This is a genomic window from Modestobacter sp. VKM Ac-2985, assembly GCF_026967925.1.
In the GTDB taxonomy this organism is placed as follows: Bacteria; Actinomycetota; Actinomycetes; order Mycobacteriales; family Geodermatophilaceae; genus Modestobacter.
The window spans coordinates 381,754-408,169 of the sequence record NZ_JAPVBI010000001.1; the positions used below are offsets into that span (position 1 = coordinate 381,754).

Sequence of the window (26,416 nt, forward strand, 5' to 3'; positions counted from 1 at the left end):
CGGGATGCGGTCAGCTGGCGCCCTGGGACGCGCGATCGCCGCGGCGAGGGAGCCGACCTAGGAGAGGGCCTCGCCGCGGCTGATAAGCAGGAGGCTGCCGCGCACGGGGCAACCGTAGCAGCGGGTCAGGCCACGTCGCAGCCGCAGGCGCAGGCCGGTGCGTGCCCGAGGTCGGCGTTGGACGCCTCGGCGTACTCGCACCCGGGCAGGCAGGTGCAGCCGGTGCCCCAGTCGGGGCCGCCGAGACCGCCGGCCGCGAGCCACGCTCGCCAGGCGGCCTCGCGCTGTTCCCGCCGGCGGAGGAGTGCCGCCCACCTCCGCGCGGCGGCCCGCTCCGCCAGGGAGTCGCCCGGGCGGTGCACGAGGTGGTCGTCCGGGGTGCCCTGCTGCCGGCGCCAGGAGTCCCGGCTGCGGCGGTCCCGGTCGAAGGTGACGTCCGGCTGGCTCCGGGTGTGCCGGTGCGGGCCGCACCACCAGTCCTCGTCCCCGTGCCGGGTGTCCAGGTGCGCGGGGAACTGCCGTCCGGCCCGGTCCCGGACGGCAGCGGCGGACATCGGTGCGACCTCCTGCCCCGCGGCGTCCAGCAGGACCAGGCGCAGCCGGGCCAGCGAGACGGTGCGGGCGAACTCGCCCACGTGCAGGTCGCCGCGGCCGGACTCTGCGCGGCCCAGGCGGTCCCGGGAGACGCCGCTCGCCTCGGCCAGCTCACGCTGCGACATGTCCGCCAGCCGGCGCACCCGCCGCAGCATCCCAGCCACGTCGACCCCCGGGGCCATCGGCACGGCCTGGGGCTCGGGGACCTGGACGTCGGCCTCGGGGACCTGGACCTCGGGTTCCGGGGCCTGGACCTCGGGTTCCGGACCCTGGGCCCCGGGCGCGGTGAGGGGGTGGGGCGCTGGCACCGGCCGAGCGTGTCGGCTCGGCGGCCCGATGACCGCACCCGCGAGAGAGCTGTGGACGCCGCGCACCGTGGTGGACGGGGAGAGGCAGGTCGCGAGCAGTCGTGCTCTGGCTGCACTGCTGCGCCAGAGCACGACTCGCCCAGAGGTGCGTCCTGCGGAGCGGCTCACGGAGGACCTGCGGCGCAGACGCGCGGAGGAGCACCGTCTTCCGGTGGGCGGCCACGGTGTGCGCACAGCTTGTGGGCGCGGTGGACGAGATGCGGGCGGCGCGCCGTGCGGGCGTCGGGCCGGCCACGCCGCGCCGGTAGCCTGGGCCCGTGGCCTTGGTGGTACAGAAGTACGGCGGTTCCTCCGTCGCGAATGCCGAGCGCGTCAAGCGTGTGGCCGAGCGCATCGTCGAGGCGAAGAAGAACGGCGACGACGTGGTCGTCGTCGTCTCCGCCATGGGCGACACGACCGACGAGCTGCTGGACCAGGCGAGCCAGATCACCGCCAACCCGCCGGGTCGCGAGCTGGACATGCTGCTGACTGCCGGTGAGCGGATCTCGATGGCGCTGCTGGCCATCGCGATCTCGACCCACGGGTACGAGGCGCGGTCGTTCACCGGCTCACAGGCCGGGGTGATCACCACCTCCAGCCACGGCAAGGCGCGGATCATCGACGTCACGCCGGGCCGGCTGCGGGATGCGCTGGACGACGGCTCGATCGTCATCGTCGCGGGCTTCCAGGGCGTCAGCCAGGACACCAAGGACGTCACCACCCTCGGGCGGGGCGGCTCGGACACCACCGCCGTCGCCGTCGCGGCCGCGCTGCGGGCCGACGTCTGCGAGATCTACACCGACGTGGACGGCGTCTTCACCGCCGACCCGCGGATCGTGCCGAACGCGAAGCGGCTGGAGACCATCACCTACGAGGAGATGCTCGAGCTGGCCGCCTCCGGGGCGAAGGTGCTCATGCTCCGCTGCGTCGAGTACGCCCGCCGGTACGGCATCCCGGTGCACGTCCGCAGCTCCTACTCACAGCTCCCCGGCACGATCGTGGCCGGCTCGATGGAGGACCTCACCGTGGAACAGGCGATCATCACCGGCGTCGCGCACGACCGGAGCGAAGGCAAGATCACCGTCTCCGGGGTGCCCGACCGCCCGGGTGAGGCAGCGCAGATCTTCCGCGTGCTCGCCGACGCCGAGGTCAACATCGACATGATCGTGCAGAACGTCTCCACCGAGGCGAAGCTGACCGACATCTCCTTCACGCTGCCGGTCAGCGACGGCCCCACCGCCATCGCCGCCCTGGAGCGGGTGAAGCACACGGTCGGCTACACCGACGTGAGCTTCGACCAGCACATCGGCAAGGTCTCCCTGGTGGGCGCCGGCATGCGCTCGCACCCGGGCGTCTCGGCGAAGTTCTTCGGCGCGCTCGCCGACGCCGGGGTCAACCTGGAGCTGATCAGCACCTCGGAGATCCGCATCTCCGTGGTCTGCCGGGACACCGACGTGGACCTCGCCGTCCGCGCGGTGCACGACGCGTTCGACCTCGGCTCCGAGCAGGGCGAGGCAGTGGTCTACGGAGGTACCGGACGATGAGCCGCCCGCTGCACCTGGGCATCGTCGGCGCGACCGGTCAGGTCGGCGTGGCGATGCGCTCCATCCTGGCCGAGCGGGACTTCCCGCTGGCCTCCATCCGGTTCTTCGCCTCCGCCCGCTCGGCCGGCAGCACGCTGCCCTGGGGGGACGGCGAGATCGTCGTCGAGGACGCCGCCACCGCCGACCCGACCGGGCTGGACGTCGCGCTGTTCTCCGCCGGTGCGACGACCTCCCGTGCGCTGGCGCCGCGGTTCGCCGCGGCCGGCGTGACCGTCATCGACAACAGCTCGGCGTTCCGCCGTGACCCGGCGATCCCGCTGGTCTGCAGCGAGGTGAACCCCGGGGACATCGCGCTGGCCGGCGAGGGCCGGATCATCGCCAACCCGAACTGCACCACGATGGCCGCGATGCCGGTGCTCAAGCCGCTGCACGAGGAGGCCGGGCTGACCCGCATCGTGGCCAGCACCTACCAGGCCGTGTCCGGTTCCGGCGTCGCCGGCGTCCGGGAGCTGCACGGGCAGGCGCTCGCCGTCGTCGAGAAGGCCGACGAGCTGGCCTACGACGGGTCGGCCGTGGCGTACCCGGCACCGGCCGTCTACGTCGCCCCGATCGCGTTCAACGTGCTCCCGATGGCCGGCTCCGTCGTCGACGACGGCAGCTTCGAGACCGACGAGGAGCAGAAGCTCCGCAACGAGAGCCGCAAGATCCTCGGCATCCCCGACCTGCGGGTCTCCGGCACCTGCGTGCGCGTGCCCGTGTTCACCGGGCACTCGCTGTCGCTGAACGTCGAGTTCGACCGGCCGCTGTCGGTGGCCCGGGCGACCGAGCTGCTCTCGACCGCGCCGGGCGTGCAGCTCTCCGACGTCCCGACCCCGCTGCAGGCCGCCGGCAAGGACCCGAGCTTCGTCGGCCGGATCCGCCAGGACGGCGACCGTGGCCTGGCGCTGTTCGTCAGCAACGACAACCTGCGCAAGGGCGCTGCCCTCAACACGGTGCAGATCGCGGAGTTGATCGCTGCGTCTTCTCTGTGACCCTCCGGGTCACACCGCGGTCAGGAGCCGTGCCCCGGCTGCGTTGAGCCGCTGCCCGTCGCACCTCGGGGAGGACTCCGTCCTCCCGTCGGCGCGACCGCGGCACCGGTGCCCGCCCGGCGGGAGCCTTCGGCCCCGCGCCGGGCGGGCACCAGCAGCTGGCGCTGCAGTGCCGCCGAACCGCACTCGCAGTGGTCGTTCCTACGGGCTCGACTGCTCCTACGTGCGGGCTCGACCGCGTCTACGGCTTGACGTGCTGCAGGGCGAAGCTGAGGGCTGCCTCGACCTGGCGGATGGTCTCCTCGATCACCAGGGAGCCGTGGCCGGCGTCGAAGCGGTAGACCTCGTGGTGCTTGCCCTGCTCGGTCAGTGCGGCCAGGTAGTTGTCGATCTGGCGGATGGGGCAGCGCGGGTCGTTCGCACCAGCGACGACGAGGACCGGGGCAGTGACGGCGTCGACGTAGGTGATCGGCGAGGAGCGCACGTACACGTCGCGGACCTCCTCCGGTGAGCCGCCGAACAGCGCGCGGTCGTAGGCGCGCAGCCCCTCCATCTCGTCCTCGTAGGCGGCCAGGTAGTCCGCCACCGGCACCTCGGCGATCCCGGCCGACCAGCGCTCGGGCTGGGTGCCCAGGCCGAGCAGGGTGAGGAAGCCGCCCCACGACCCGCCCGAGAGGATCGTGCGGGTCGGGTCGACCACGCCCTCGGCGACCAGGGCGTCGTAGACGGCGCCGACGTCCTCCAGCTCGGTGAGCCCCGGCCGCCCGGTGAGCGCGTCACGCCACTCGCTGCCGTAGCCGGTGGAGCCCCGGTAGTTCACGTGCACGACCGCGTAGCCGGCGTCCACGTAGGCCGCCCGGCGCGCGCGGTAGGAGTCGTCGTCCTGGGACTCCGGGCCGCCGTGCACCAGGAAGGCGGTCGCGAACGGACCCTCCCCGGCCGGCCGGACCAGCAGCGCGTGCACGTCGCCCCCCGGGCCGGGCACCCAGCGGTCCTCGACCGGGTAGGCGGCTGGCGGTGCCTCACCGGGCGCGGCCAGCACGACCGGGCCGTCGGCCCGGCGGATGACCGGGGGCAGCTCGGCCGACGACCAGGCCAGCTCCACCGTGCCGTCGGGGCGGGCGGTCGCGCCGCGGACCACGCCGCGCGGGGTGTCCAGCTGCTCCAGCGACCCCGAGCCCAGGTCGTAGCGGTACAGCTCGCTGCGGGCGGCGTGGTCGTGCCCCACCAGCAGGGCCGAGCCGTCCGGGTACCAGCCGGCGGTCACGTCACCGGGCAGGTCGAGGACCAGCTCGGTCTCGGTGCCGGTGGCGACGTCCCAGATCAGCAGCTCCTCGCGGCCGCGGCGCTCGTGGCCCACCAGCAGGCGCTGGTCGCCGGGCGCGGGGGAGAAGCTCAGCGCGTGCAGGCCCCGGCCCTCGCCGTCCCACTTGTCGGCGACGAGGGAGAGGTCGGCGGTGCGCAGCACGCGCAGGGCCGGGTAGCGCGGGTCGCCGTGCTCGGAGTGCGAGAAGACGAGCAGCGAGTCGTCGCGGGAGAGCGCGTCCACCCCGGCCGTGTCCGGGGAGGAGTAGAAGACCGTGGGCGTCCCGCCGGCGGGCGCGATCCACAGCTCGCTGCCGTCGTCGGTCGAGCGGCCCACGGCGGTCACCGTGTGGCCCAGCTCCAGGCCGGCGGGGTAGGCCGGACCCACCTCCGGCAGCGCGACGGCGTCCGGGCCGCCGGCGAAGGGCTGGGTCATCCAGACGCCGAACTCATCGCCGTCGGTGTCGGCGAACCACCAGATCGTCTCGCCGTCCGGGGTCAGCGTCGCGGCCAGCGTGCCGTTGGGCCGGTCGGTCACCTGCCGGTGGGCGTCGGTGTCCCGGTCCCAGGCGTACTGCTCGACGACGCCGCTGACGTCGGAGGCGTACAGGCTGCGCTGCGGGGCGTCCTCGGCCCAGTCGGGGAGGCTGACCCGGGGGGCGCGGAAGCGGGCCTGCCAACGCGTGGTGACCTCCTCGGGGAGGGCGGCTGCGGGCTGGTCCTGCGGAGGCTCGGCGGTCACCGGGTCATCTTCCTCCTGTCGGTGGCGAGCCTTCCGGCGCGTCCCGCGCAGGACACGCGGGGCCTCGAGGTGCGGGCTTGACGGGCAGCGTGATGGGCCTCACTCTACCGCAGAGCGGACGGACGTCCGTCTGCCGGACGCGTCACCGGTGCTGATCCCAGGAGCTCTCATGTCCTCTTCGACCCTCCCACCGCCCCCCGGCGCAGCAGCGCCGGCAGCCACCCGGACGGGCGGCCCGGCGACCACCGTGGCGGTGGCAGTGGGCTTCGCGGCCCTCTGCCTCTCCTACATGCTCAACGCGATGGACCGGCAGGTCTTCTACCCGCTGCTGCCGCAGATCCGCGAGGAGTACGGGTTCTCCCTCGACCAGACCGGCCTGCTGGCCACGGGCTTCACGCTGGGCATCGCGCTCACCGGTGTCCCGGCGGGGTACCTGCTGGACCGGCTGTCCCGGAAGCTGATCGTCGTCGTCAGCGTGGTCGTCTACTCCCTCGGCACGCTCGCCATCCCGCTGGCGACCGGCTTCGGCGACATGGCCGTGTACCGGCTCATCTCCGGCGTGGGGGAGGGCGTGCAGGCCACCGCCATCTACGCCATCGTGGGCGCCTACTTCTTCCACCGGCGGGCCGTCGCCGCCGGGTTCATCGGCGTCGCCTTCGGTCTCGGCGTGTTCCTCGGACCGATCCTCGGCCAGCAGCTCGCCCTCGCCGTCGACAGCTGGCGGGCGCCCTTCCTCGTCTTCGGCGTGGCGGGCCTGGTCATGGCGGTCGTGCTGGTGTTCACCGTGCCGAAGGCGATGAGCGAGGCGCTGGCCGGACGAGGCGGCACGGCTGACACCGCCGACTACGCACACGTGCCGGCGAGCCCGTACAACCGAGGCACCCTGGGCATGGGGATCGCCTCGGCGATCTCCGGCCTGGTCTTCTACGGCTTCCTCGGCCTCTACCCGACCTTCCTGCGGGAGGAGCTCGGGCTGGCGCCCGCGCAGGCGGCGTGGGCGGCCTCGCTGGTCGGCTTCGGCGCCATGATGGCGCTGCCGGTGGGCTGGCTGGCCGACCGCTACGACCAGCGGATGCTGCTGGCCATCGGCTTCGTGGGCTCCTCGCTCACCGGTCTGGCGGTCTACCGGTTCGCCGAGGGTGCGTCCGCGCAGTACGTGCTGGCCTTCCTGATGGGCGCCTTCGCCAGCGGCGTGCTCTTCACCAACTGCACGACGGGCATGCAGCGTGCGGTGCGCCCGGAGCACGTGGGCCGGGGCGCGGGGCTGTTCATGTTCACGTACTACATGGCAGCAGCCTTCTCCGGCCTGTTGTTCGCCCGGCTCGTCGCCGCCTTCGACTGGTCCGGGGCCGGCCTGGTGCAGGTCACCCTGCTGCCGATCCTCGGGCTGGCCGCGCTGGCCCTGGTCGACGTCCGCCGGATGGTGGTCCCGCCGCGCCGCTGAGCGGGTCGAGGCGACGGACGGACTCAGGCACGAACGCACTCAGGGACCGCCGGATCGGCGGTCCCTGAGTCGTTGGTCGGGGTGACAGGATTTGAACCTGCGGCCTCGTCGTCCCGAACGACGCGCGCTACCAAGCTGCGCCACACCCCGAGGTCCGTCGAGAACTGTACTCGACGCCTCGTGGCGGTCAGCAGGCGGTCCTGGGGACCAGGGTCAGCAGGGTGGCCTCCGGCGGGCAGGCGAACCGCAGCGGCGCGTACGGGCTGGTGCCCAGCCCGGCCGAGACGTGCAGCCAGGTGCCGTTCGGGGTGCCCTCGCCGGGCTGCGTCCACTGGTGCAGCCAGCGCACGTGCTCCCGGTCGATGCCGCAGTTGGTGACCAGGGCGCCGTGGAACGGCACCCGCAGCTGCCCGCCGTGCGTGTGCCCGCACAGCAGCAGGTCGTACCCGTCGGCGGCGAACCGGTCGAGCACCCGCGGCTCGGGGGAGTGCACCAGCCCGATCCGCACGTCGGCCGTGGGGTCGGCCGGCCCGGCGACGTCGTCGTACCGGTCCAGCTTCAGGTGCGGGTCGTCGACGCCGGCCAGCGCGATCCGGACCCCGCGCACGTCCAGCGTGCCGGTGCCGTTGGTGAGGTCCAGCCAGCCGCGGGAGGTCATGCCGTCGCGCAGCTCGCGCCACGGCAGCTCGTCCCCGTGCACGCGCTTGTGGTCGGTCTTGAAGTACTTCAGTGGGTTCTTCGGCCGGGGCGCGTAGTAGTCGTTGCTGGCCAGCACGAAGGCGCCGGGGAGCGCCATCAGCGGCTCCAGCGCCCGCAGCGTCGGCGGGACGGCGTCCATCCCGGCCAGGTTGTCGCCGGTGGTGATGACGACGTCCGGGTGCAGGGCGGCGAGCCCGGCGACCCAGGCCTGCTTGCCGTGCTGCCCGGCGGTCATGTGCAGGTCCGACAGCTGGAGGACGGTGAGCGGCCGCGAGCCGGGCGGCAGCACCGGGACGTCGAAGCGGCGCAGCGTCCAGTGGGTGCGCTCGACGAGGCCGGCGTAGGCGACGGTGGCGGCGCCGGTGGCCAGCAGGGCGGCAGGGACGGCGGTGGTCGCGCGCATCGCCTGAGCCTAGGGGGCGGGGGAACTGCGTCGTCCGGGTCCGGGTGGAGGTGGCAGGCTCTGCACCGTGCCTGAGCTGAAGGACCGACTGCGCGCCGACCTGACCACCGCCATGAAGAGCCGCGACGAGCTGCGCACCGCGACGCTGCGCATGGTGCTCTCTGCCGTGAGCGCCAAGGAGGTCTCCGGCAAGGAGGCCCGTGAGCTGAGCGACGACGAGGTGCAGGCGGTGCTGCGCCGGGAGGCGAAGAAGCGCCGTGAGGCAGCCGACGCCTTCGCCGGTGCCGGCCGCGCCGAGCAGGCCGAGCGGGAGAAGGCGGAGGAGGGGGTGCTGGCCACCTACCTGCCCGCCCAGCTCGACGACGCCGACCTGAGCGCGCTCGTCGCCGATGTGGTCACCACGACCGGTGCCGCCGGGATGAAGGACATGGGCAAGGTCATGGGCGCCGTGCAGGGCCGGGTGGCCGGTCGCGCGGACGGCGGCCGGGTGGCCGCAGAGGTGCGCCGCCAGCTCGGCTGAGCAGGGGCGCGGTCAGCGCCCTGGGAACGGCAGAGGGGCCGGGCCCGCAGGCCCGGCCCCTCTGCCGTTGGGTCAGCCCGGCTGTCCGTCCCCGTCCAGGTCGGGCTGCGGAGCCGCGGGGTCGGCCGGGGGAGTCGCTTCGGTGGACGGCGTCGCGGCGGTCTCCGGTGCCGGCTGGGGGGCGGGCGCCGGGGCCGGGGCGGGCGCCGGGCTGCTGTCCCGGCTCGACGTGCGGTCCCAGCGCTGCGAGCCGCTGTCGTCGGACGAGGACGAGGACGAGGACGAGGACGCGGGTCGGGTGCTCGTGGGCGGCGCGTCCACCCCGCGCCCGGCGTACGTCGGGTCGGCCGCCGGGAACTCCGCGGTGGGCTGCCCGGACAGGATCGGCAACATCGCGTCGTGCCAGATGGTGGCCGGCCGGCCGCCGCCGTAGCCACCGACGCTCTCGATGCCGGTCGGGCGGAACACCATGACGCTGGCGGCGTACTCCGGCGTGAACCCGACGAAGGTGACCGAGTCGTTGTTGTTCACCGTGCCGGTCTTGCCGCCGATCTGGTGGCCGGGGATGTAGGCGCGCGCCCCGGTCTGCATCCGGCTGCCCGGCTCGACGTCCTTGCGCAGCATCTGGCTCAAGGTGTTCGCGAGGCCGGGCTCCACCACCTGCTCGCACTGGTCGCCGGGGACCAGGGGCTGGCCGTCGTCGTCGGTGACCGGCTCGCCGTTGCGGTCGAGGATCTGGAGCACCGGCTTCGGGGCGCACTTGACCCCGCTGGCCGCGATCGTCGCGTAGGCGTTGGCGAGGTCGAGTGGGCTGACCCCGTCGGTGCCGTAGGCGAACGAGGGGCGGTTCTCGGCGATGATGCGCTCGGCCGGGGTCTGGGTGATCGAGTAGTCGAAGGTCATGCCCAGCCGCTGCGCCATGGTGACGGCCGGCTCGATGCGACCGAGGGCGTCCTCCAGGGCCAGGAAGTAGGTGTTGGAGGACATGTAGAGCGCCTGGGTCATGGTCAGCGTGTTCGGGTAGTTGTTGCCCACGTTGCCGACCGAGTACGGCTCGTACTCCTCGGTCTCCGTGTCGAAGTTCTCGTAGACCCGGCTGGTGTACGGCTCGCTGGTGGTGATCGTGTGGCTGGCCGGCAGCCCCTGCTCCAGGGCGGCGGCGGCGACGAACGTCTTGAACGTCGACCCGGAGCCCTTGGTGGGGACCACGGCGAAGTTGACCGACTCGCAGCCGGCTGCCGGGTCACCGCAGCCGAACCGCCGGTTCACGCTCATCGCCAGCACGTGCCCGGTGCCGGGCTCGATCGCGTCGTAGACCCCGACGATCGGGTCGCCCATGCCCTGGGTCTTGAGCACGGCCTGGTCGGCGGCCGCCTGCATGTCGGGGCGGAGGGTGGTCTGGACCGTCCAGCCGTTCCTCTTGATCTCGTCCATGCTCAGGCCGAGCGTGCCCGTGAGGTAGCTCACGGCGTAGTCGCAGAAGAAGCCACCGATCGTGGCGTCGATGCACCCGTTCGGCGAGCTGCCGCCGGGGGCCAGCGGGATCGGCGCGGCGGAGACGTCGGCGAGCTCCTGGTCGGTGATGTGCCCGAGCTGGTGCATCCGGTTCAGCACCTGGTCCCGGCGGGCCTGCGCGGCCTCGGGGTAGCCGATCGGGTCGGTCCGGCCCGGGCTCTGCACCAGGCCGGCCAGCACCGCGGCCTGCGGCAGCGCGAGATCGGCCGCGTTCATGCTGAAGTAGGTCTGGGCGGCCGCCTGGATGCCGTAGGCGCCCTGCCCGAAGTAGGCGATGTTCAGGTACCGGGTGAGGATCTCGTCCTTCGGGTACTCCTCCTCGAGCGCGAGCGCGAGGCGGGCCTCCTTGAGCTTGCGGCCGACCGACTCCTCGGCGGCAGCAGCCCGCTCCTCCGCGTTGTCCGCGGTCTGCAGCAGCGTCTGCTTGACCAGCTGCTGGGTCAGCGTCGACCCGCCCTCGAGCACGTCCCCGGCGGCGAGGTTCTTCGCCAGCGCACGCGTCGTGCCCTCGACGTCCAGCCCGTTGTGCTGGTAGAAGCGCGAGTCCTCGATGTCGACGATCGCCTGCTTCATCACGTCGGAGATCTGGTCGGGCGTCGCCGGCGTGCGGTTGTTGTCGTAGAACTGGGTGATCGGCTGGCCGTCGGCGGCCACCATGAGGGCGTTGCCGTTCGGCGTCTCGTCGGTGAGCTCGACCGGGAGGGCGTCGAGCAGGCTGGCGGAGTTCCGGGCGACGAGCCCGGTCCCCCCGACCCAGGGCAGCAACATGGCAGCGACCAGGGCGCCGGCCACGACGATCGTGACGGCCAGCTTGACCAGGGCGCCGAGGCGGGGGCTCGCAGACTCGGACATCGCAGGCCAAGGTACCTGCCCAGCGGGCCCGCGTGGGGTGCCTCGGACGCAACGCGCGGAGCGGCCGCCGATGGTGTCGGCTGGCCGCTCCGCACGGCGGTCAGGACATCTGGTAGCGGTTGGCCCGCGTGAACGTGCCCATGTCGTTGAACCGGACCCCGTTGGCGGCCAGCACCGGGTGGATGTCGCGCTCCATCAGCTGCCGCACGTAGAACGGGTCGGCCACGTAGAAGTGGTGGATCGGGTGCGTGCTGCCGAAGTTGAGGCAGAAGACCTGGAAGGGCACCAGGTACCAGCGGTTGAAGACCTGGGTCTGCTGCAGGACGTTGCCCTGCTCGACGTCCCCCTGGTAGTGCATGTTGCTGCTGATGAAGTGCAGGCAGAAGCCGCGCCACACGTTCGGGCCGACCCACACGACGGTCAGCACGGTCAGCGTCTGCAGCCAGGTCGCGGGCACCTCGGCACCCAGCCAGCTCGCCAGGTGCAGGCCGAGGAAGGCGTACCAGATGGTGATCGCCACCGGGGTCAGCCCGATGCTGGCCTTGAGGATGGTGCGGCGCCAGAGCGCGTCCTCGGCGTCCTTCGGTCGGGTGGTGACGATCCGGATCAGGGCGGGGACGTAGGGGTCGAGGAGGCTGTACAGCCGGACGGCGCCCCACGGCTTGCCGTTGGTGATCGACACCTCCTCGATGTCGTCGGGCAGACCCGAGTACGCGTGGTGCCGCAGGTGCAGCCGGATCCGGTACACGGGGTTGATCGTGTAGGGGCGGATCGCCCAGACGCCGAAGAGCAGCGCGTACCGGACGGCCTTGCGGCGGCGGAAGTACAGCGCGTGGATCAGGTCGTGCTCCACCTCGTGGCCGACCGCGGCGAAGGCCGCCGACAGCAGCAGGGTCACGTACCAGGGCAGCACCCCGGTCAGGTAGAGGGCACCGCTGCCGGTGAAGCCGAGCACCGCGACCGCGAACGCGGTGAGCCCGAGGGCGTCCTGGTGCCGGAGCACGGGGTGGTCGCGCCGCAGCTCCTGCGAGCGGCGGCGGATCGCCGAGGTGATGACCTTGGTGCGGGCCTTGTCGTCGGGGGAGAGCCCGGCGGTGTCGACCGGGATGTCGACGGGGAGGTCGGCGGCGGCGGGGACGGTGGTGCCGAAGAGGCCGGCCGGTCGCGGCGACGTCGTCGTGGTGGTGGTGGTGCGGTCGAGCTCGGGTGTGGTGCTCATGCGTGGTGTGTCATCCCTCCGACGGAACGGTCGGGCGGACGCTAACGGAGCGTCACGACCGGGACCAGGCTCCGGGATGACGTGGACACGAACGGGGGACGCGCCTGTTCCTCCTGCCCCTCCCGCCCCGCGGGAGGGGCAGCGGTCAGCCGGTCTGGGGGCGGACCGGCAGCACCCGGCTGCGCGGCGTGCCCGTCCCGGTGTCGCCCTCTGCGGCGAGCAGCGCCTCGCCCATCACCCGCAGCCCGTCCAGGTCGTGGACGTCCCCGGCCGCGGCCGGCACCGTCCGCACGGGCACCTCCGGGTGGGCACTGGTGAACCGGTCGGCCAGCCGCTGCTCCCGGGTGGCGACCGTCATCCGTTCGGCGTGCACCCGCAGCGCCCCGGCGGCGAGCTTCGAGCCCGGCCCCCCGGCCTCGGCCACCGCCTCGGCGGCGCCCTCGGCGCGGGTGGCCGACAGGGCCGTGGTGGCCGGCGGGTGGGTGCGGTTGAGCACCAGCCCGGCCAGCGGCATCCCCTCGGTGGAGAGCCGGTCGACGAAGTAGGAGGCCTCGCGGAGCGCATCCGGCTCCGGTGCGGCGACGACGACGAACGACGTCCCCGGCTTGCGGAGCAGCTCGTAGGTCGCGTCGGCCCGTTCCCGGAAGCCGCCGAACATGGTGTCCAGCGCCGAGACGAACGCGGAGATGTCGTTGAGCAGCTGGCCGCCCAGGATCTTGCTGATGATCCGGCTGAACAGCAGGAAGCCGGCCCCCACGAACCGCACCCCGGCCCGGCCGCCGGCCCGCGCCGGCGCGGTGAGCAGCCGGATCATCGTGCCGTCGAGGAAGCGGCTCATCCGGTTCGGGGCGTCCAGGAAGTCCAGCGCCGACCGGGACGGCGGGGTGTCGACGATGACCAGGTCCCAGCGGTCGCTGGCCCGCAGCTGCCCGAGCTTCTCCATCGCCATGTACTCCTGCGTGCCGGCGAAGGAGGAGGAGAGCGCCTGGTAGAAGGGGTTCTCGAAGATCACCTGCGCCCGCTCGGGCGTCGAGTGTGCGGACACGACGTCGTCGAACGTCCGCTTCATGTCCAGCATCATCGCGTGCAGCTCGCCCGGGGCACCGGGCGTCTCGACCAGCCGCGGCTCGTTGTCCAGCTCGACCAGGCCCAGCGACTGGGCCAGCCGGCGGGCCGGGTCGATGGTCAGCACCACGACCTCCCGCCCGGCCTCGGCCGCGGCCAGCGCGAGCGCCGCCGAGGTGGTCGTCTTGCCCACACCCCCGGAGCCGCAGCAGACGATGATCCGGGTGTCCCGGTCGCTGACCAGCGCGGCCAGGTCCAGGGACGGGGCCGGGGCGGGCCGCCGGGGCGGCTGGGCGGCGGTCACGCCGCGACCTCGCTGCGCAGGTGCCCGTCGAGCCGGTCGGCCAGCTCGAACAGGCAGCCCAGGTCGATCGGGGACGACGACAGCGGCAGCTCGACCACCGGGCGGCCCAGCGCCTCGACGTCCCCGCGCAGTGCGTCCTGGGAGATCCAGCGGCGGGCGTGCTCGACCGCCTCGGCCACCAGCCCGTCCGCCAGCCCGTCGACCCCGGCCAGCTGGGCGGCGGTGAGCGCAGGCTGCAGGTCCTCCCCGGTCAGCCGGCCCTCGGCGATGCGGGCCAGGCTGGACGCGGGCAGGAGCGGCTCGGTCGCCATGTTCACGATCACCGACCCGACCGGCAGCCCGGCCGCGGTCAGCTCGGTGATCGCGTCGGCGGTCTCCTGCACCGGCATGTCCTCCAACAGGGTCACCACGTGCACCGCCGTCTGCGGCGAGCGGAACACCGCCATCACCCCGTCGCTCTGCGCGCGGATCGGGCCCGAGCGGGCCAGCCCGGACACCTCGTTGGTCACGTTCAGGAACCGGGTGATCCGGCCGGTCGGTGGCGCGTCGACGACGACCGCGTCGTAGACCGGGCGGCCGTTCTCCCGCCGGGTCACCGCCTCCTTGATCTTCCCGGTGAGCAGCACGTCGCGGAGCCCGGGCGCGATGGCGGTGGCGAAGTCGATCGCGCCCATCTTGCGCAGCGCCCGACCGGCCCGCTTCAGGTTGTAGAACATGTCCAGGTACTCCAGGAAGGCCGCCTCGACGTCGATCGCCAGCGCCTTCACCTCACCGCCGCCGCGGGCCACCGCGACCCGCCGCTCCTCGTAGGGCAGCGGCGGGGTGTCGAACAGCTGGGCGATGCCCTGCCGGCCCTCGGTCTCCACCAGCAGCACGTGGCCGCCGTCGGCGGCGAGGGAGAGGGCGAGGGCTGCGGCGACCGTCGTCTTCCCGGTGCCGCCCTTCCCGGTGACGACATGGCACCGCACCGGCACCGCTCCTGGACGCGACTGTTCCCGGTGCACGGGCTCTGGGCTCACCCGCACCAGCCTACGAGCGGTGGTCGATCCCGGCGCGTCCCGGCTGCGCTAGCGTCGCGGCATGAGTGATTCAGCCCGTCGGACCTGGGAGTACGCGACCATCCCGCTGCTCACCCACAACACCAAGGCGATCCTGGACTCCTGGGGCGTCGACGGCTGGGAGCTGGTGACCGTCGTCCCCGGTCCGGGCGGCGGCGACCAGCTGGTGGCCTACCTCAAGCGCCCGACCAGCTGAGGCCACGATGACCACGCCCGTCTCCTGGCACGCCCGGCTCGCCGAGCTCGGCGTCCGGCTGCCCCCGGTGGCCGCCCCGGTCGCCGCCTACGTGCCGGCCATCCGCACCGGCCAGCTGGTCTTCACCTCCGGTCAGCTGCCGTTCGTCGACGGCGGGCTGCGCCGCACCGGCAAGGTCGGCGGTGCCGTCGACATCGAGGACGCCGCGGGCGACGCCAAGGTGTGCGCGCTCAACGCGCTGGCCGCGATCGACGACCTGGTCGGCCTGGACTCCGTGGCCCGGATCGTGCGGGTCGTCGGTTACGTCGCCAGCGCCGAGGGCTTCTCCGCCCAGCCGCGGGTCGTCAACGGCGCCAGCGAGTTCCTCGGCCGCGTCTTCGGTGAGGCCGGGCAGCACGCCCGCAGCGCCGTCGGCGTCGCCGAGCTCCCGATGAACGCCCCCGTCGAGGTCGAGCTCACCGTCGAGCTGAGGTGAACGGGCAGGTGCCGATCCGGCAGGCGGCAACGGTGTTGCTGCTGCGGGACGGTGCCGCGGGGCCGGAGGTGTACCTGCTCCGGCGGACCCGGGGGATGCCGTTCGCGGGTGGGATGACCGCCTACCCCGGTGGCGGGGTCGACGACCGGGACGGCGACACCGAGCTGGCCTGGGTGGGGCCGCCACCGGCGCACTGGGCGAGCGCCTTCGGCTGCGACGAGCGGCTGGCCCGGGAGCTGGTGTGCGCCGCCGTCCGGGAGACGTTCGAGGAGGCCGGCGTCCTGCTGGCCGGCCCGGCGGACGGCTCCGGGGCCGTCGTGCCCGACGTCTCCGGCGACGACTGGGAGGCGCAGCGGCAGGCCCTGATGGCCCACGAGCTCTCCCTCGCCGAGCTGCTGGCCGGTCGCGGGCTCGCGCTCCGGGCAGACCTGCTGCGGCCCTTCGCGCACTGGATCACCCCGCCCCCGGAACGACGGCGGTACGACACCAAGTTCTTCGCCGCGCTGCTGCCCGTCGGCCAGGAGGCGCGCGACGTCTCCGGCGAGGCGGACGAGGCGGTCTGGACGACGCCGGCCGCCGCGCTCGCCGAGCACGCGGCCGGGACCCGGCCGATGCTCCCCCCCACGATCCACACGCTGGGCCAGCTGGCGGCGTTCGCCGACTCCGCGGCGACGCTGGCCGGATCGCCACCGGCGCCCCTCGAGCCGATCAGCCCCACGTTCGAGCAGGGGCCGGACGGGAACTATGCGGTGCTGCCCGACGGCACGCGGATCCGGATGGTCTTGGCTCTGGGCACATCGTGATCCTGTCGGATCACAACGCGGCCAGTACTCGGTGCCGGTTTCGCTGAGCCGTTGGCCGTGTCCCGGTGAGGGCTGTGCACGTTGCGACCCTGACGGGCCGCAGCGCGGCCAGGTGCCGGTGCCGGTTGCGTTGAGCTGTTGGCCGTGGCCCGGTGAGGGACCCTCCGGGCCCCGTCCCCGGGCCACCCTCGCTTCGCTCGGGTCCGTAGCGGTGGTCACTTGCCCAGCACTGACGAGGGCCCCGTCCGGTGAACCGGACGGGGCCCTCGTCAGTGCTGTGGTGTCAGCGGGCGCGGCGGCGGAGGCGCTCTTCGTCGAGGACGACGACCGACTTGCCCTGCAGCTGGATCCAGCCGCGGTGCACGAAGTCGGCCAGCGCCTTGTTCACCGTCTCGCGGGAGGCGCCCACCAGCTGGGCCAGCTCCTCCTGGGTCAGGTCGTGCTTGACGCGGAGACCGTCGGTCTCGCGGCTGCCGAAGCGGTCGGCCATCTGCAGCAGCGCCTTGGCCACCCGGCCGGGGACGTCGGTGAAGATGAGGTCGGCGACCGAGTCGTTGGTCCGCCGCAGCCGCCGGGCCAGCACCCGCAGCAGCTGCTCGCCGATCTCCGGGTGCGCGGTGATCCACGGCCGCAGCATGGTGTTCGGCATCTTGGCCAGGCGCACGTCGGTGACGGCGGTGGCCGTCGCGGTGCGCGGCCCCGGGTCGAACACGGATAGCTCACCGAACTGATCGGAGGGGCCCATCACGGCCAGCACGTTCTCCCGGCCGTCCGGTGCCCGGCGGGAGATCTTCACCTTGCCGGACAGGACGACGTAGAGGCTGTCGCCCGACTCGCCCTCGTTGAAGACGACCCGGCCGCGGGGCAGCACCACCGTCTCCAGTGCGCTCGCCACCGGCTCGGCGGCATCTTCCGACAGCCCCTGGAAGAGACCGGACTGGGCAAGGACCTCGTCCACGTGCACCTCTCGCAACGTCCTCACGGGTGCGATGGCGACCCGCGTTACTCGGAGAGTCTAGGGCCTGTGGCCCGCCTCACCAGTGCACTCCGTCACGAGCCTGCCCACTCTGAGTGGCAGCGGGGTGGTCGTGGCTCCCTGACGTGCAGGTCGGAGGCTCGGAACTCAGTCCTCGTCGACCGGGTCGAGGTCGTCGGCCACCGGGTGGGCCCGCTCGGTCAGCACCGGGCGGGGCGCGCTGCGGGCGCGGCCGCGGCGGCGGGCCCGCCAGCGGCTCATCGCCCGGCGGATGCCCGAGCGGGCCAGCGTGTCCACCTCGCCGGGGGTGGCCGAGCCGAGGAAGTCCTCGACCTCCCGCTGCGACGTCGGGCGCCGCAACGGCTCCTCGACCCGCTCCATGACCAGCAGGAACGCGATCAGCAGGGGAGGGAACAGGATGACGATGAGGGCGACCACGAGCACCTCCTCGGGAGGACGACCCCCGGGACGGGGGCGTCGGGCGGGGACCAGGTCGTTCCAGCGGTCGTGGGGCGTCCCCGGCCACCGACCGGGTCTGCACCACCACCGAGTATGACGGGCCGTGGCTGTCAGCGGAGACGCCTACCCTCACTCGCGTGTCCCGGCCCGCCACCTCACCCGACGCCCCGCCGGCCTACACGCGCCCGGCGCGCGCCCCCCGCCCCGGCCGCGCCGCCCGGTCGGGCGTGTCCCCGTTCGACCCGGAGGAGAGCGCGCTGGCCCGCACGCGCCGGGCCCGGCGGATGGCCCGCGAGCTCGCGGTCATCCACCCCGACGCGCACTGCGAGCTGGACTTCACCACGCCGCTGGAGCTGCTGGTCGCCACCGTCCTGTCGGCGCAGACCACCGACAAGACGGTCAACAAGGTCACCCCGGTGCTGTTCGTCCGTCACCCCGACGCCGCGTCCTACGCCGGGGCGGACCGGGCCGAGCTGGAGGAGATCCTGAAGCCCACCGGCTTCTTCCGGGCCAAGGCCAACTCGGTGATCGGCCTGGGGCAGGCACTGGTCGAGCGGTTCGACGGCGAGGTGCCCGGCCGGCTGGCCGACCTGGTGACCCTTCCCGGGGTCGGCCGCAAGACCGCCAACGTCGTCCTCGGCAACGCCTTCGGGGTGCCGGGCCTGACCGTCGACACCCACTTCGGCCGGCTGGTCCGCCGGTTCGGCTGGACCGCGGAGGAGGACCCGGTCAAGGTCGAGGCCCAGATCGCGGAGGTGATCCCGAAGAAGGAGTGGACGATGTTCTCCCACCGGGTGATCTTCCACGGCCGGCGCGTCTGCCACGCCAAGAAGCCCGCCTGCGGTGCGTGTGGTCTGGCGGCCTGGTGCCCGTCCTCCGGGATCGGCCCGCTCGACCCCGAGGCCGCGGCCAGGCTGGTCAAGTCCCCGGCCGCCTCGGACACCGAGTGAGCCGCGCGCTGCGCGCCCTCGGCGCCCTCGGCCTGCTGGTGGGCGTGCTGACCGGGTGCTCGTCCGAGGACGCCGCACCCGAGCCGACCCTCGCCTCACCGGCGGGCAGCGACGTCGGCTCGGTGGAGACCGACCTCGACCCCTGTCCGGAGCAGGCCGACGTCCCGGCCGCCGACAGCGACCTGCCGGCGACCGTCTTCGACTGCTTCGGTGGCGGCACCCTGGACCTCAGCCGGGCCCCGGGGGTGCCCACGGTGCTGAACCTGTGGGCCAGCTGGTGCGGCCCCTGCCGGGAGGAGCTGCCGCTGGTGCAGCAGCTCGCCGACGCCGCCGGTGACCAGGTACGGGTGCTGGGCGTGGTCTCGGTGGACCGGGTGCCCGCGGCGGCCTCCTTCGCCGACGACGCCGGGGTGACCTTCCCCAGCGCGTTCGACGCCGACGGTGAGGTGATGGCCGGCATGGGCGTCAACAACCTCCCGTACACGCTCTTCCTGGCCGCCGACGGGTCGGTCGCCTACGTCCAGGTCGGTCCGGTGCACTCCCTGGAGGAGTTCGAGGGGCTCGTGGCCGAGCACCTCGGGGTGCAGCTGTGACGGCCTCCGCCGCAGAGCTCGAGGAGCTCCCCGAACACCTGCAGCGGCTCTTGGCCAACGCCGGCCAGCTGCCGCTGTGGCACCGGCACGGGACGGCCTCCGGCAGCGCCCGCCGCTCGGCGGTGCTCATCCTCTTCGGGGAGGGCCCGGCCGGGCCCGACGTGCTGCTGATCGAGAAGTCGGCGCACCTGCGCAGTCACGCCGGGCAGCCGGCCTTCCCGGGCGGCGGCGCCGACCCGGGCGACGACTACCCGGTGGGGACGGCGCTGCGCGAGGCGCACGAGGAGGCCGGCGTCGACCCGGCCGGGGTCCGGGTGCTGGCCACTCTGCCCGCCCTGTTCCTGGGCCCGTCGGACAACCTCGTCGTCCCGGTGCTCGGCTGGTGGGACGACCCCCGCGACGTGACCACCGGTGACCCCCGGGAGGTGGCGCGGGTGGCTCGGGTGCCGCTGAGCGACCTGGTCGACCCTGCCAACCGCTTCCGGGTGCGCCACCCAGCCGGGTACGTCGGCCCGGCGTTCGGGGTGGTCGACATGGTGGTCTGGGGCTTCACCGCGGCCCTGCTCGACGCGCTCCTGGAGGCTGCCGGGCTGGAGCTGCCGTGGGACGACGGTGACGTACGTCCCCTCGCCGTCCCTCCCGTGCGCCCGGGCGACGTGCGGGACGAGCCGGTCGACTCCGACGTCGCCGACCGCGCCGCGCCGACGGTCGCCGAGGACGCCGGGCGGCCCGGCTCCGCGCGTACCGTTCCGGGGCGATGACCACCCGCTCCAGGGCCATGCGCACGGCCCTCCCCGGTACCGACGGCGGACGACGCCGCCGGGCTGCCCGCACGCTGCCCGGCCCGCTGCTGGCCCTGACCGTCGCCACCGCCCTGCTCGCGGGCTGCAGCTCCGAGCCGGCCCTCCCGGAGGTGGAGCGCACCGCCGGCGCCGAGGCCGGTGCGGTGCGCACCGCCGCCGACGGCGTCCAGGAGATCACCGTGGAGACCGGCGACGACTACGTCTTCACCCCGGACGCCTTCACCGTGGCCCCCGGGGAGGTGCGGCTCACCCTGCTCAACTCGGGGCAGCAGATGACGCACAACCTCCTGTTCACCGCGGGGGCGGGCCCGGCCGAGATCGCCGAGCAGATCCCGGTGCTCGGCCCGGGCCGGAGCGAGACGATCGAGTTCACCGTCACCGAGCCCGGCGAGTACCCCTTCGAGTGCAGCTTCCACGTGGCACTGGGGCAGGTCGGCACGATGACGGTGAGCTCTCCGGGATGACGGTTCGGGGAGCAGCCGGGCTCGCGATCGACGGGGGGTGCTGAACGGTGTCCCTGGTCGACCTGACCCTCATCGTGCTCGCGCTCGTCTTCGCGCTGTCGGGGTTCCGGCAGGGCCTGATCATCTCCGCCACCTCCTTCGTGGGGTTCTTCGGCGGGGCCGTCGTCGGCGCGCAGCTCTCCGGCCCGATCGCCGACGACCTGGCCAACTCCTCGGTGACCCGGGTGTTCATCGCCCTGGTCGTGGTGCTGGCCGGCGCGCTGATCGGCCAGCTGCTGGCGGGCCTGATCGGCCGGGCCGTGCGCAGGTGGATCACCTGGGAGCCGGCCAAGGTCGTCGACTCGGTGGCCGGGGCGGTGGTCTCGGCCCTCGCCGTCCTGCTCGTGGCGTGGATGGTGGCGATCCCGCTGGCCAGCTCGCCGTTCCCCGGCGTGGCCGGTCAGGTGCGCCAGTCCTCGCTCGTCCAGGCCGTCGACCGCACCGTCCCCAACCAGGTGCGCACGCTCTACGACTCGCTGCGCGAGGCGATCGACCGGCAGGGACTGCCCGACGTCCTGGACCCGCTGACCCCCACCCAGTCACGTGACGTGCCGGCACCGGACCAGGCCCTGCTGGCCAGCCCGGTGGTGGAGCAGGTCCGGGGATCGGTGGTGCAGATCCGCGGGGTCGCGGCGTCCTGCTCCCGGCAGATCGACGGCTCCGGCTTCGTCTTCGCCGACGACCGGGTGATGACCAACGCCCATGTGCTGGCCGGGGTCACCGACCCGACGGTCATCGCCGAGGGCGAGGCCTACGACGCCGTGACGGTGTACGTCGACGAGGCCATCGACGTCGCCGTGCTGGCCGTCCCGGGGCTCCCGCAGGAACCGCTGGGCTTCTCCGACCTCCCCGTCGAGACCGGCGCCGACGCGATCGTCATGGGCTACCCCGGCGGCGGGCCGTTCTACGTCGGACCGGCCCGGGTGCGCGACCGCGGGGACATCAGCGGCCCGGACTTCCGGGCCACCCGCACCGTGCAGCGCGACGTCTACGCCCTCTACGGGCAGGTGCGGGCGGGCAACTCCGGCGGCCCGCTGCTGGCTCCCGACGGGTCGGTGCTCGGCGTCGTCTTCGCCTCGGCGATCGACGATCCCGACACCGGCTATGCGCTCACCGCCGCCGAGGTGTCCGATGCCGTGACCATCGGCGGCGCGGCGGTCACCGAGGTCGGCACCGGCGCCTGCGAGTGAAAGGACCCCGTCCCCCTCATCCCTCGCGAGCTCGGGACGAGCCTCTGGACGGGGCCACGGCGCGGGACCCTGCAGTGGGGCCGTTCCATCGGGCTACCTTGCCCAGGCGGCGATGGCGGCGGTGACCTCGTCGGGGGCCTCCTCGTGCGGGAAGTGCCCCACGCCGGGCAGCTCCCGCCACTCGTAGGCGCCGGCCACGTAGCGCCCGGACCCGCGGGCGGTCGCGGGCAGCACCGCGGGGTCCAGTGCCCCGTGCAGCTGCAGGGTGGGTGCGGTGACGGGCGCGGCCATCCGCCGGGCGAACCGCCATCCGTCCGGGCGCAGCTGCGAGCGACCGGCCCAGCGGTAGTACTCCATCGCCCCGTAGGCCGCCTGTGGGATGCGGCTGGCCGATCGGTACCGGGTCACGGCCTCGGCGAAGTCGGCGGTGTGCACCCAGGAGGGGCCGGCCCAGCGGCGCATCAGCTCGGCCACCGGGTCGTCGTCGGGCCGGGTCAGGCGCCGTTCGGGCAGCCGGGGGAGCTGGAAGGGCAGCGCGTAGGCCAGGGCCCGCCGCTGCCGGGGATCACCGACCGAGCTGCGCAGCCGCCGGGGGTGTGCAGCCGAGACGACCACGAGACCGCGCACGCTCCGGGGGTGCAGCGCGGCCATCGTCCAGGCGACCAGGCCACCCCAGTCGGAGCCGACGACGACCGCCTCCTCCTCGCCGAGCGCGCGGACCACCGCGGCGGCGTCGGCGGCGGCGGTCGGCAGGTCGTACCCGCGGGGCGGCTTGTCACTGGCGCCGTAGCCCCGCAGGTCGGGAGCGACCACCCGGAACCCGGCGGCGGCCAGGCCGGTCAGCTGGGCACGCCAGGACCACCAGAACTGCGGGAACCCGTGCAGCAGCAGCACCAGCGGGCCGCTGCCGGCCTCGGCCGCGTGCAGCCGGACGCCGTTGGCCGAGACGTCCCGGTGTGCCCACGGCCCCGGGAGCAGGACGCTGGTGGCGTCGGGCCGCTCCTCGGGCACCGTCACGGCGACGCCCGGTCGGGGCTCCTCGGCTCGGGGCGTCCCGCGTCGGGTGAACCGGCGGGCCCCGTCTCCCGGCTTCAGCGCAGGGGGGCGTGCGCGTCCTGGCGGACGACCTGGCCGTCCCGCACGGTCGGCAGGTCGTGGGTCCGCTTGCCGGGGGCCTCGCGACGCATGACGTCGGGGAGGTCCTGCAGCGTCTCGATGGTGCGCTCGGGCTTCTTGATCTTCTTGACCAGTCGCCAGCCGATGAAGCCGACGATCGCAGCCACCAGGACCAGCAGCGCGAAGACGATGAGGAACGCCGCCCACCGGGGGAGCCAGACGGCGAGCAGTTCGGCGAGGAAGAAGAAGAAGAAGAAGCCGGCGAAGGCCAGCATCGCGCCCGCGGCGGCGAAGGCGGCGGCGCCGGCCCCCCCGCGCTTGACCGACGTGCCGATCTCGGCCTTGGCCAGCTCGATCTCGCTGCGCACGAGGGTGGACACGTCGGCCATCGCGCTCTTGGCGAGCGTGCCGACCGAGGGCTCGGCAGGCCCGGTGGGACGCCCCGCGAGCGGAGTCGCTCCGGCGGGTCGACCCGCCGGCGGAGTCGTCGAGACACTGTGGGCCACGGATGGCTCCTCCCTGGTCGGTGCCGATCGGACGACGCGGCACGTGCTGTCCGGGTGATCGTGCCGCATGCCGGGGTTCATCGCTGTCCGGGGTCACCCGGGCGGGCCACGGCGCCGCTCAGGCGATGTCGCAGCGGCACCGGCAGTCGACCACGTGCGGGACCGCCCGTCCTTCCGCGGAGAGCGCCGCGTCACCGAAGAGGAGCTCGTCACACGCTGCCGGGCAGCTGCAGGTCAGCACCGGGAGGCCGAGGGAGCGCTGCTCGGTGCCGCGGAGGACTCGTCGCTCCCGCTCCCGCTCCCGCTGCCGGGCGACGGCGGCGCGGCGCCGGGCGCGGGCCCGGTCGTCCAGGCTGTCTCCAGGCCGGGGCAGCTGGTGGTCGGCAGGTGTGCCGGTGGCTGCCCGGAACCGGTCTCGCAGCCGTCGCCCCCGGTCGAAGGTGTACCAGGGTGGGGTCCGGCTGTAGCGCTCCTCGCCGTGCCACCAGCCCTCGTCCCCGTGGCGGACGTCCAGATGCGCCGGGAAGAGACGACCGCGACCGTCCCGGACGGCGTCGGGCGTCATGCCGGGCACCTCCCGGCCGGACGCATCGAGGAGCCCCAGCCGGAGCCCGGCCAGCGTTGCCGCCCGGGCCAGCACGCCTGCCGGGAGGTCCCGGGCGCCGGTCTCGACCTGGGCGACCGTGGAGGCGGCGACGCCGAGCGCCCCCGCGAGCTCCCGTTGAGAGAGGTCGGCGGTGCGGCGGATGCGGCGCAGCAGCGATCCGACGGGGAGGGGCGCGCCATCGGCCAGCACGCCCGTACCCGGCGAGCCCGTACCCGGCACGGGCTCGCCGGGTACGTCGTCCGTCACCCGTCCGATGGTGCCGTCTCGGCCATGGCGACGCGGCGCAGACAGGCGCGCCTGTGGACGGGCAAGAGCCTGCTGGCCGGCGCGGAGCCCGACCGGGTCAGGTGCTGGCGGAGCTTGTGCTCTGCTCACTGGTGGTGAGCAGAGCACAAGCTCCGCCGATGCCCCTCGCAGCCCCCGTCCGCCTGACGCATGGCAGCGGGGCCTGGGGGCGCCCGGGTCGCTGCGTCGAACCCGGTGGCCGTCGAACCCGGTGGCCGTCGGAGCTCGGGGTGTCTCCTCAGTCCTCGCTGGGGGCGGCAGGGAGCTTGGAGCTGATCAGCTCCATCACCGAGGAGTCGGTCAGGGTGCTGACGTCGCCCAGTTCCCGGTTCTCCGCGATGTCCCGCAGCAGCCGGCGCATGATCTTCCCCGAGCGGGTCTTGGGGAGCTCGGCGACGACCATGATCTGGCGCGGGCTGGCGATCGGCCCGATCTCCTTGCGGACGTGCTGGCGCAGCACCTTCACCAGGTCCTCGCCGGAGTCGACGGCGTCCCCGCGCAGGATCACGAAGGCGACGATGCCCTGGCCGGTGGTGGGGTCGGTCGCGCCGACGACCGCGGCCTCGGCCACCGTCGGGTGGCTGACCAGCGCGGACTCGACCTCGGTGGTGGAGATCCGGTGCCCGGAGACGTTCATGACGTCGTCGACCCGGCCGAGCAGCCAGATGTCGCCGTCCTCGTCGAGCTTGGCGCCGTCGCCGGCGAAGTAGACGCCCTCGCCGTAGCGGCTCCAGTACGTGTCCTTGTACCGCTCGTCGTCCCCCCAGATCGTGCGCAGCATCGCCGGCCAGGGCTCGGTGAGCACCAGGTAGCCGGTGGCGCCGGGCTCGATCGGCTTGCCCTCCTCGTCGACCACGCTGGCCGCGATGCCCGGGAACGGGCGCTGCGCGGAGCCGGGCTTCAGGGTGGTCGTGCCCGGCAGCGGCGTGATCATGTGGGCGCCGGTCTCGGTCTGCCACCAGGTGTCCACGATCGGGCAGCGGCCGCCGCCGATGTTCTTGTGGTACCAGAGCCAGGCCTCGGGGTTGATCGGCTCGCCGACCGAGCCGAGCAGCCGCAGCGAGGAGAGGTCGAAGCCGGCCGGGACGTCGTCGCCCCACTTCATGAACGTGCGGATCGTGGTCGGGGCGGTGTACAGGATCGTGACCCCGTACTGCTGCACGATCTCCCACCAGCGGCCCCGGTGCGGGGTCTCCGGGGTGCCCTCGTACATCACCGAGGTGGCCCGGTTGGCCAGCGGCCCGTAGACGATGTAGCTGTGCCCGGTGACCCAGCCGACGTCGGCCGCGGTCCAGAAGACGTCGGTGTCGGGCTTGAGGTCGAAGGTCGCCCAGTGGGTGTAGGAGACCTGGGTGAGGTAGCCGCCGGAGGTGTGCAGGATCCCCTTGGGCTTCGCCGTCGTGCCCGAGGTGTACATGATGTAGAGCGGGTGCTCGGCGTCGAAGGCCTGCGCCTCGTGCTCGGCCGACTGTCCGGCGACCAGCTCGTGCCACCAGACGTCGCGGCCCTCCGTCCACTCGACGTCGGTCTCGGTGCGCTTGACCACCAGCACGCTGTGCACGCCCTCGGTCTTGGTCAGCGCCTCGTCGACGTTCGGCTTCAGCGGGCTCGGTGCACCCCGCCGGTAGCCGCCGTCGGCGGTGATGACCACCTTCGCGCCGGCGTCGGTGATCCGGCTGGCGAGGGCGTCGGGGGAGAAGCCGCCGAAGACGACCATGTGGACGGCGCCGATGCGGGCGCAGGCCAGCATGGAGATCACCGCCTCGGGGATCATCGGCAGGTAGATCGTGACCCGGTCGCCGGCGGTCACGCCGAGCTCGGTGAGCGCGTTCGCCGCGCGGCAGACCTCGTCCTTGAGCTCGGCGTAGGTCAGCGTGCGGGTGTCGCCGGGCTCCCCGACCCAGTGGTAGGCGACCTGGTCGCCGTGGCCGGCCTCGACGTGCCGGTCGACGCAGTTCACCGCGACGTTGAGCTTCCCGCCGACGAACCACTTGGCGAACGGCGGGTTGCTCCAGTCCAGCGCCTGCTCCCAGGGCTCTGCCCAGTCCAGTCGACGGGCGGCGTCCTCCCAGAAGCCGATCCGGTCGGCGGCTGCACGCTCGAGGACGTCGGGTCCCGCGTTGGCGGACGCGGCCAGCTCCGGCGGGGGCGGGAAGCCGCCCTCGGGCAGGTGGTCGGACAGGGCCTGATCAGTGGTCTCGCTCATGCGCACCTCCGTGGTCGGGCGCCGCCTGGACTCCGCGGCGCTGCCTCAGTGCACAACCTATGGCCCCGGTCACCCTGTCGTCAGGTCCGTGCCGCACGCGGTCGGC

Annotated in this window: 25 protein-coding genes and 1 tRNA gene; 12 read left to right on the forward strand and 14 right to left on the reverse strand. The window is 73.5% G+C overall.

The genetic code is table 11. The features are described from left to right. Positions 1-125: 125 nt before the first annotated feature. Positions 126-902 (reverse strand): helix-turn-helix domain-containing protein, encoded by a 777-nt coding sequence (locus tag O2V61_RS01675; RefSeq protein WP_269181604.1) that lies wholly within the window; start codon positions 900-902, stop codon positions 126-128. Positions 903-1,219: 317 nt separating this feature from the next. Here O2V61_RS01675 and O2V61_RS01680 point away from each other — a divergent pair, with 317 nt between their 5' ends. Next, complete coding sequence (locus tag O2V61_RS01680) at positions 1,220-2,485, forward strand: aspartate kinase (protein ID WP_269172303.1); 1,266 nt, start codon at positions 1,220-1,222, stop codon at positions 2,483-2,485. After that, positions 2,482-3,516 (forward strand): aspartate-semialdehyde dehydrogenase, encoded by a 1,035-nt coding sequence (locus tag O2V61_RS01685; protein ID WP_269181605.1) that lies wholly within the window; start codon positions 2,482-2,484, stop codon positions 3,514-3,516. The genes O2V61_RS01680 and O2V61_RS01685 overlap by 4 nt, the downstream gene beginning before the upstream one ends. Positions 3,517-3,757: 241 nt before the next feature. On the opposite strand, the gene O2V61_RS01690 is transcribed toward O2V61_RS01685, so the two are convergent. Next, complete coding sequence (locus O2V61_RS01690; RefSeq protein ID WP_269181606.1) at positions 3,758-5,563, reverse strand: S9 family peptidase; 1,806 nt, start codon at positions 5,561-5,563, stop codon at positions 3,758-3,760. A 169-nt stretch (positions 5,564-5,732) separates the two neighbouring features. On the opposite strand from O2V61_RS01690, the gene O2V61_RS01695 reads away from it, so the two are divergent. Then, a complete protein-coding gene (locus O2V61_RS01695; RefSeq protein ID WP_269181607.1) occupies positions 5,733-7,007 on the forward strand; it encodes an MFS transporter in 1,275 nt (424 codons plus the stop codon). A 73-nt stretch (positions 7,008-7,080) separates the two neighbouring features. Here O2V61_RS01695 and O2V61_RS01700 read toward each other — a convergent pair. Beyond that, positions 7,081-7,157 (reverse strand) — tRNA-Pro (locus tag O2V61_RS01700). 37 nt (positions 7,158-7,194) lie between these two features. Continuing rightward, positions 7,195-8,109, reverse strand: coding sequence for a metallophosphoesterase (locus O2V61_RS01705; protein ID WP_269181608.1), 915 nt, complete (start codon positions 8,107-8,109; stop codon positions 7,195-7,197). Positions 8,110-8,176: 67 nt separating this feature from the next. On the opposite strand from O2V61_RS01705, the gene O2V61_RS01710 reads away from it, so the two are divergent. Continuing rightward, a complete protein-coding gene (locus O2V61_RS01710; protein WP_269181609.1) occupies positions 8,177-8,629 on the forward strand; it encodes a GatB/YqeY domain-containing protein in 453 nt (150 codons plus the stop codon). A 72-nt stretch (positions 8,630-8,701) separates the two neighbouring features. Here O2V61_RS01710 and O2V61_RS01715 read toward each other — a convergent pair whose 3' ends face one another. The 4 genes from O2V61_RS01715 to O2V61_RS01730 form a co-directional block, all read right to left on the reverse strand. Next, a complete protein-coding gene (locus tag O2V61_RS01715; protein ID WP_269181610.1) occupies positions 8,702-10,996 on the reverse strand; it encodes a transglycosylase domain-containing protein in 2,295 nt (764 codons plus the stop codon). A gap of 100 nt (positions 10,997-11,096) precedes the next feature. Continuing rightward, on the reverse strand, positions 11,097-12,215 hold the full coding sequence (locus tag O2V61_RS01720; RefSeq protein WP_269181611.1) for a fatty acid desaturase: 1,119 nt from the start codon (positions 12,213-12,215) through the stop codon (positions 11,097-11,099). Positions 12,216-12,360: 145 nt separating this feature from the next. Next, positions 12,361-13,584: an ArsA family ATPase gene (locus tag O2V61_RS01725; RefSeq protein ID WP_269181612.1), complete on the reverse strand. Its 1,224-nt coding sequence runs from the start codon at positions 13,582-13,584 to the stop codon at positions 12,361-12,363. Then, complete coding sequence (locus tag O2V61_RS01730; RefSeq protein WP_269181613.1) at positions 13,581-14,603, reverse strand: ArsA-related P-loop ATPase; 1,023 nt, start codon at positions 14,601-14,603, stop codon at positions 13,581-13,583. The genes O2V61_RS01725 and O2V61_RS01730 overlap by 4 nt, the downstream gene beginning before the upstream one ends. A 61-nt stretch (positions 14,604-14,664) precedes the next feature. On the opposite strand from O2V61_RS01730, the gene O2V61_RS01735 reads away from it, so the two are divergent. The 3 genes from O2V61_RS01735 to O2V61_RS01745 are packed head-to-tail and all read left to right on the forward strand — an operon-like array spanning position 14,665 to position 16,116. Beyond that, positions 14,665-14,838 carry a hypothetical protein gene (locus O2V61_RS01735; protein WP_269159666.1) on the forward strand — a complete coding sequence of 58 codons (174 nt, stop codon included), beginning with the start codon at positions 14,665-14,667 and terminating at the stop codon, positions 14,836-14,838. A gap of 7 nt (positions 14,839-14,845) precedes the next feature. Then, positions 14,846-15,313, forward strand: a complete 468-nt coding sequence (locus tag O2V61_RS01740) for a RidA family protein (RefSeq protein ID WP_269181614.1) — start codon at positions 14,846-14,848, stop codon at positions 15,311-15,313. Beyond that, positions 15,310-16,116 carry an NUDIX hydrolase gene (locus tag O2V61_RS01745; RefSeq protein WP_269181615.1) on the forward strand — a complete coding sequence of 269 codons (807 nt, stop codon included), beginning with the start codon at positions 15,310-15,312 and terminating at the stop codon, positions 16,114-16,116. The genes O2V61_RS01740 and O2V61_RS01745 overlap by 4 nt, the downstream gene beginning before the upstream one ends. 283 nt (positions 16,117-16,399) lie before the next feature. Here the strand turns inward: O2V61_RS01745 and O2V61_RS01750 are convergent, their stop codons facing one another. Together O2V61_RS01750 and O2V61_RS01755 are read right to left on the reverse strand one after the other, a co-directional pair. Then, complete coding sequence (locus O2V61_RS01750; RefSeq protein WP_036335203.1) at positions 16,400-17,074, reverse strand: Crp/Fnr family transcriptional regulator; 675 nt, start codon at positions 17,072-17,074, stop codon at positions 16,400-16,402. A gap of 165 nt (positions 17,075-17,239) precedes the next feature. After that, entirely contained in the window at positions 17,240-17,530 is a 291-nt protein-coding gene (locus tag O2V61_RS01755) for a hypothetical protein (RefSeq protein ID WP_269181616.1), read from the reverse strand. A 158-nt stretch (positions 17,531-17,688) separates the two neighbouring features. On the opposite strand from O2V61_RS01755, the gene nth reads away from it, so the two are divergent. The 5 genes from nth to O2V61_RS01780 are packed head-to-tail and all read left to right on the forward strand — an operon-like array spanning position 17,689 to position 21,590. Next, positions 17,689-18,501 (forward strand): endonuclease III, encoded by an 813-nt coding sequence (nth, locus tag O2V61_RS01760; RefSeq protein ID WP_269181617.1) that lies wholly within the window; start codon positions 17,689-17,691, stop codon positions 18,499-18,501. Beyond that, the gene (locus tag O2V61_RS01765) at positions 18,498-19,094 is read left to right on the forward strand and encodes a TlpA family protein disulfide reductase (protein ID WP_269181618.1); all 597 of its coding nucleotides are present in this window, start codon (positions 18,498-18,500) and stop codon (positions 19,092-19,094) included. The genes nth and O2V61_RS01765 overlap by 4 nt, the downstream gene beginning before the upstream one ends. Continuing rightward, positions 19,091-19,855 (forward strand): NUDIX hydrolase, encoded by a 765-nt coding sequence (locus O2V61_RS01770; protein WP_269181619.1) that lies wholly within the window; start codon positions 19,091-19,093, stop codon positions 19,853-19,855. Before O2V61_RS01765 ends, O2V61_RS01770 begins: the two co-directional genes overlap by 4 nt. Continuing rightward, entirely contained in the window at positions 19,852-20,361 is a 510-nt protein-coding gene (locus tag O2V61_RS01775) for a plastocyanin/azurin family copper-binding protein (protein WP_269181620.1), read from the forward strand. Before O2V61_RS01770 ends, O2V61_RS01775 begins: the two co-directional genes overlap by 4 nt. A gap of 47 nt (positions 20,362-20,408) precedes the next feature. Continuing rightward, positions 20,409-21,590: a MarP family serine protease gene (locus O2V61_RS01780; protein ID WP_269181621.1), complete on the forward strand. Its 1,182-nt coding sequence runs from the start codon at positions 20,409-20,411 to the stop codon at positions 21,588-21,590. 93 nt (positions 21,591-21,683) lie between these two features. Here the strand turns inward: O2V61_RS01780 and O2V61_RS01785 are convergent, their stop codons facing one another. From O2V61_RS01785 to acs, 4 genes are all read right to left on the reverse strand, one after another. Further along, positions 21,684-22,607, reverse strand: a complete 924-nt coding sequence (locus O2V61_RS01785; protein ID WP_269181622.1) for an alpha/beta fold hydrolase — start codon at positions 22,605-22,607, stop codon at positions 21,684-21,686. A gap of 74 nt (positions 22,608-22,681) precedes the next feature. Next, on the reverse strand, positions 22,682-23,293 hold the full coding sequence (locus tag O2V61_RS01790; protein ID WP_331254200.1) for a phage holin family protein: 612 nt from the start codon (positions 23,291-23,293) through the stop codon (positions 22,682-22,684). Positions 23,294-23,330: 37 nt separating this feature from the next. After that, positions 23,331-24,065 (reverse strand): helix-turn-helix domain-containing protein, encoded by a 735-nt coding sequence (locus tag O2V61_RS01795; protein ID WP_269181624.1) that lies wholly within the window; start codon positions 24,063-24,065, stop codon positions 23,331-23,333. A 277-nt stretch (positions 24,066-24,342) separates the two neighbouring features. Continuing rightward, a complete protein-coding gene (gene acs, locus O2V61_RS01800; protein ID WP_269181625.1) occupies positions 24,343-26,310 on the reverse strand; it encodes an acetate--CoA ligase in 1,968 nt (655 codons plus the stop codon). Positions 26,311-26,416: the final 106 nt, after the last annotated feature.

What these genes read in the sequence shown, in the direction of transcription:
- O2V61_RS01715 (WP_269181610.1), bottom strand. Translation starts at nt 10,996, where the DNA reads ATGTCCGAGTCTGCGAGCCCCCGCCTCGGCGCCCTGGTCAAGCTGGCC.
- O2V61_RS01685 (WP_269181605.1), top strand. Translation starts at nt 2,482, where the DNA reads ATGAGCCGCCCGCTGCACCTGGGCATCGTCGGCGCGACCGGTCAGGTC.
- acs (WP_269181625.1), bottom strand. Translation starts at nt 26,310, where the DNA reads ATGAGCGAGACCACTGATCAGGCCCTGTCCGACCACCTGCCCGAGGGC.
- O2V61_RS01740 (WP_269181614.1), top strand. Translation starts at nt 14,846, where the DNA reads ATGACCACGCCCGTCTCCTGGCACGCCCGGCTCGCCGAGCTCGGCGTC.
- O2V61_RS01695 (WP_269181607.1), top strand. Translation starts at nt 5,733, where the DNA reads ATGTCCTCTTCGACCCTCCCACCGCCCCCCGGCGCAGCAGCGCCGGCA.
- O2V61_RS01735 (WP_269159666.1), top strand. Translation starts at nt 14,665, where the DNA reads ATGAGTGATTCAGCCCGTCGGACCTGGGAGTACGCGACCATCCCGCTG.
- O2V61_RS01790 (WP_331254200.1), bottom strand. Translation starts at nt 23,293, where the DNA reads ATGAACCCCGGCATGCGGCACGATCACCCGGACAGCACGTGCCGCGTC.
- O2V61_RS01705 (WP_269181608.1), bottom strand. Translation starts at nt 8,109, where the DNA reads ATGCGCGCGACCACCGCCGTCCCTGCCGCCCTGCTGGCCACCGGCGCC.
- O2V61_RS01775 (WP_269181620.1), top strand. Translation starts at nt 19,852, where the DNA reads ATGACCACCCGCTCCAGGGCCATGCGCACGGCCCTCCCCGGTACCGAC.
- O2V61_RS01720 (WP_269181611.1), bottom strand. Translation starts at nt 12,215, where the DNA reads ATGAGCACCACACCCGAGCTCGACCGCACCACCACCACCACGACGACG.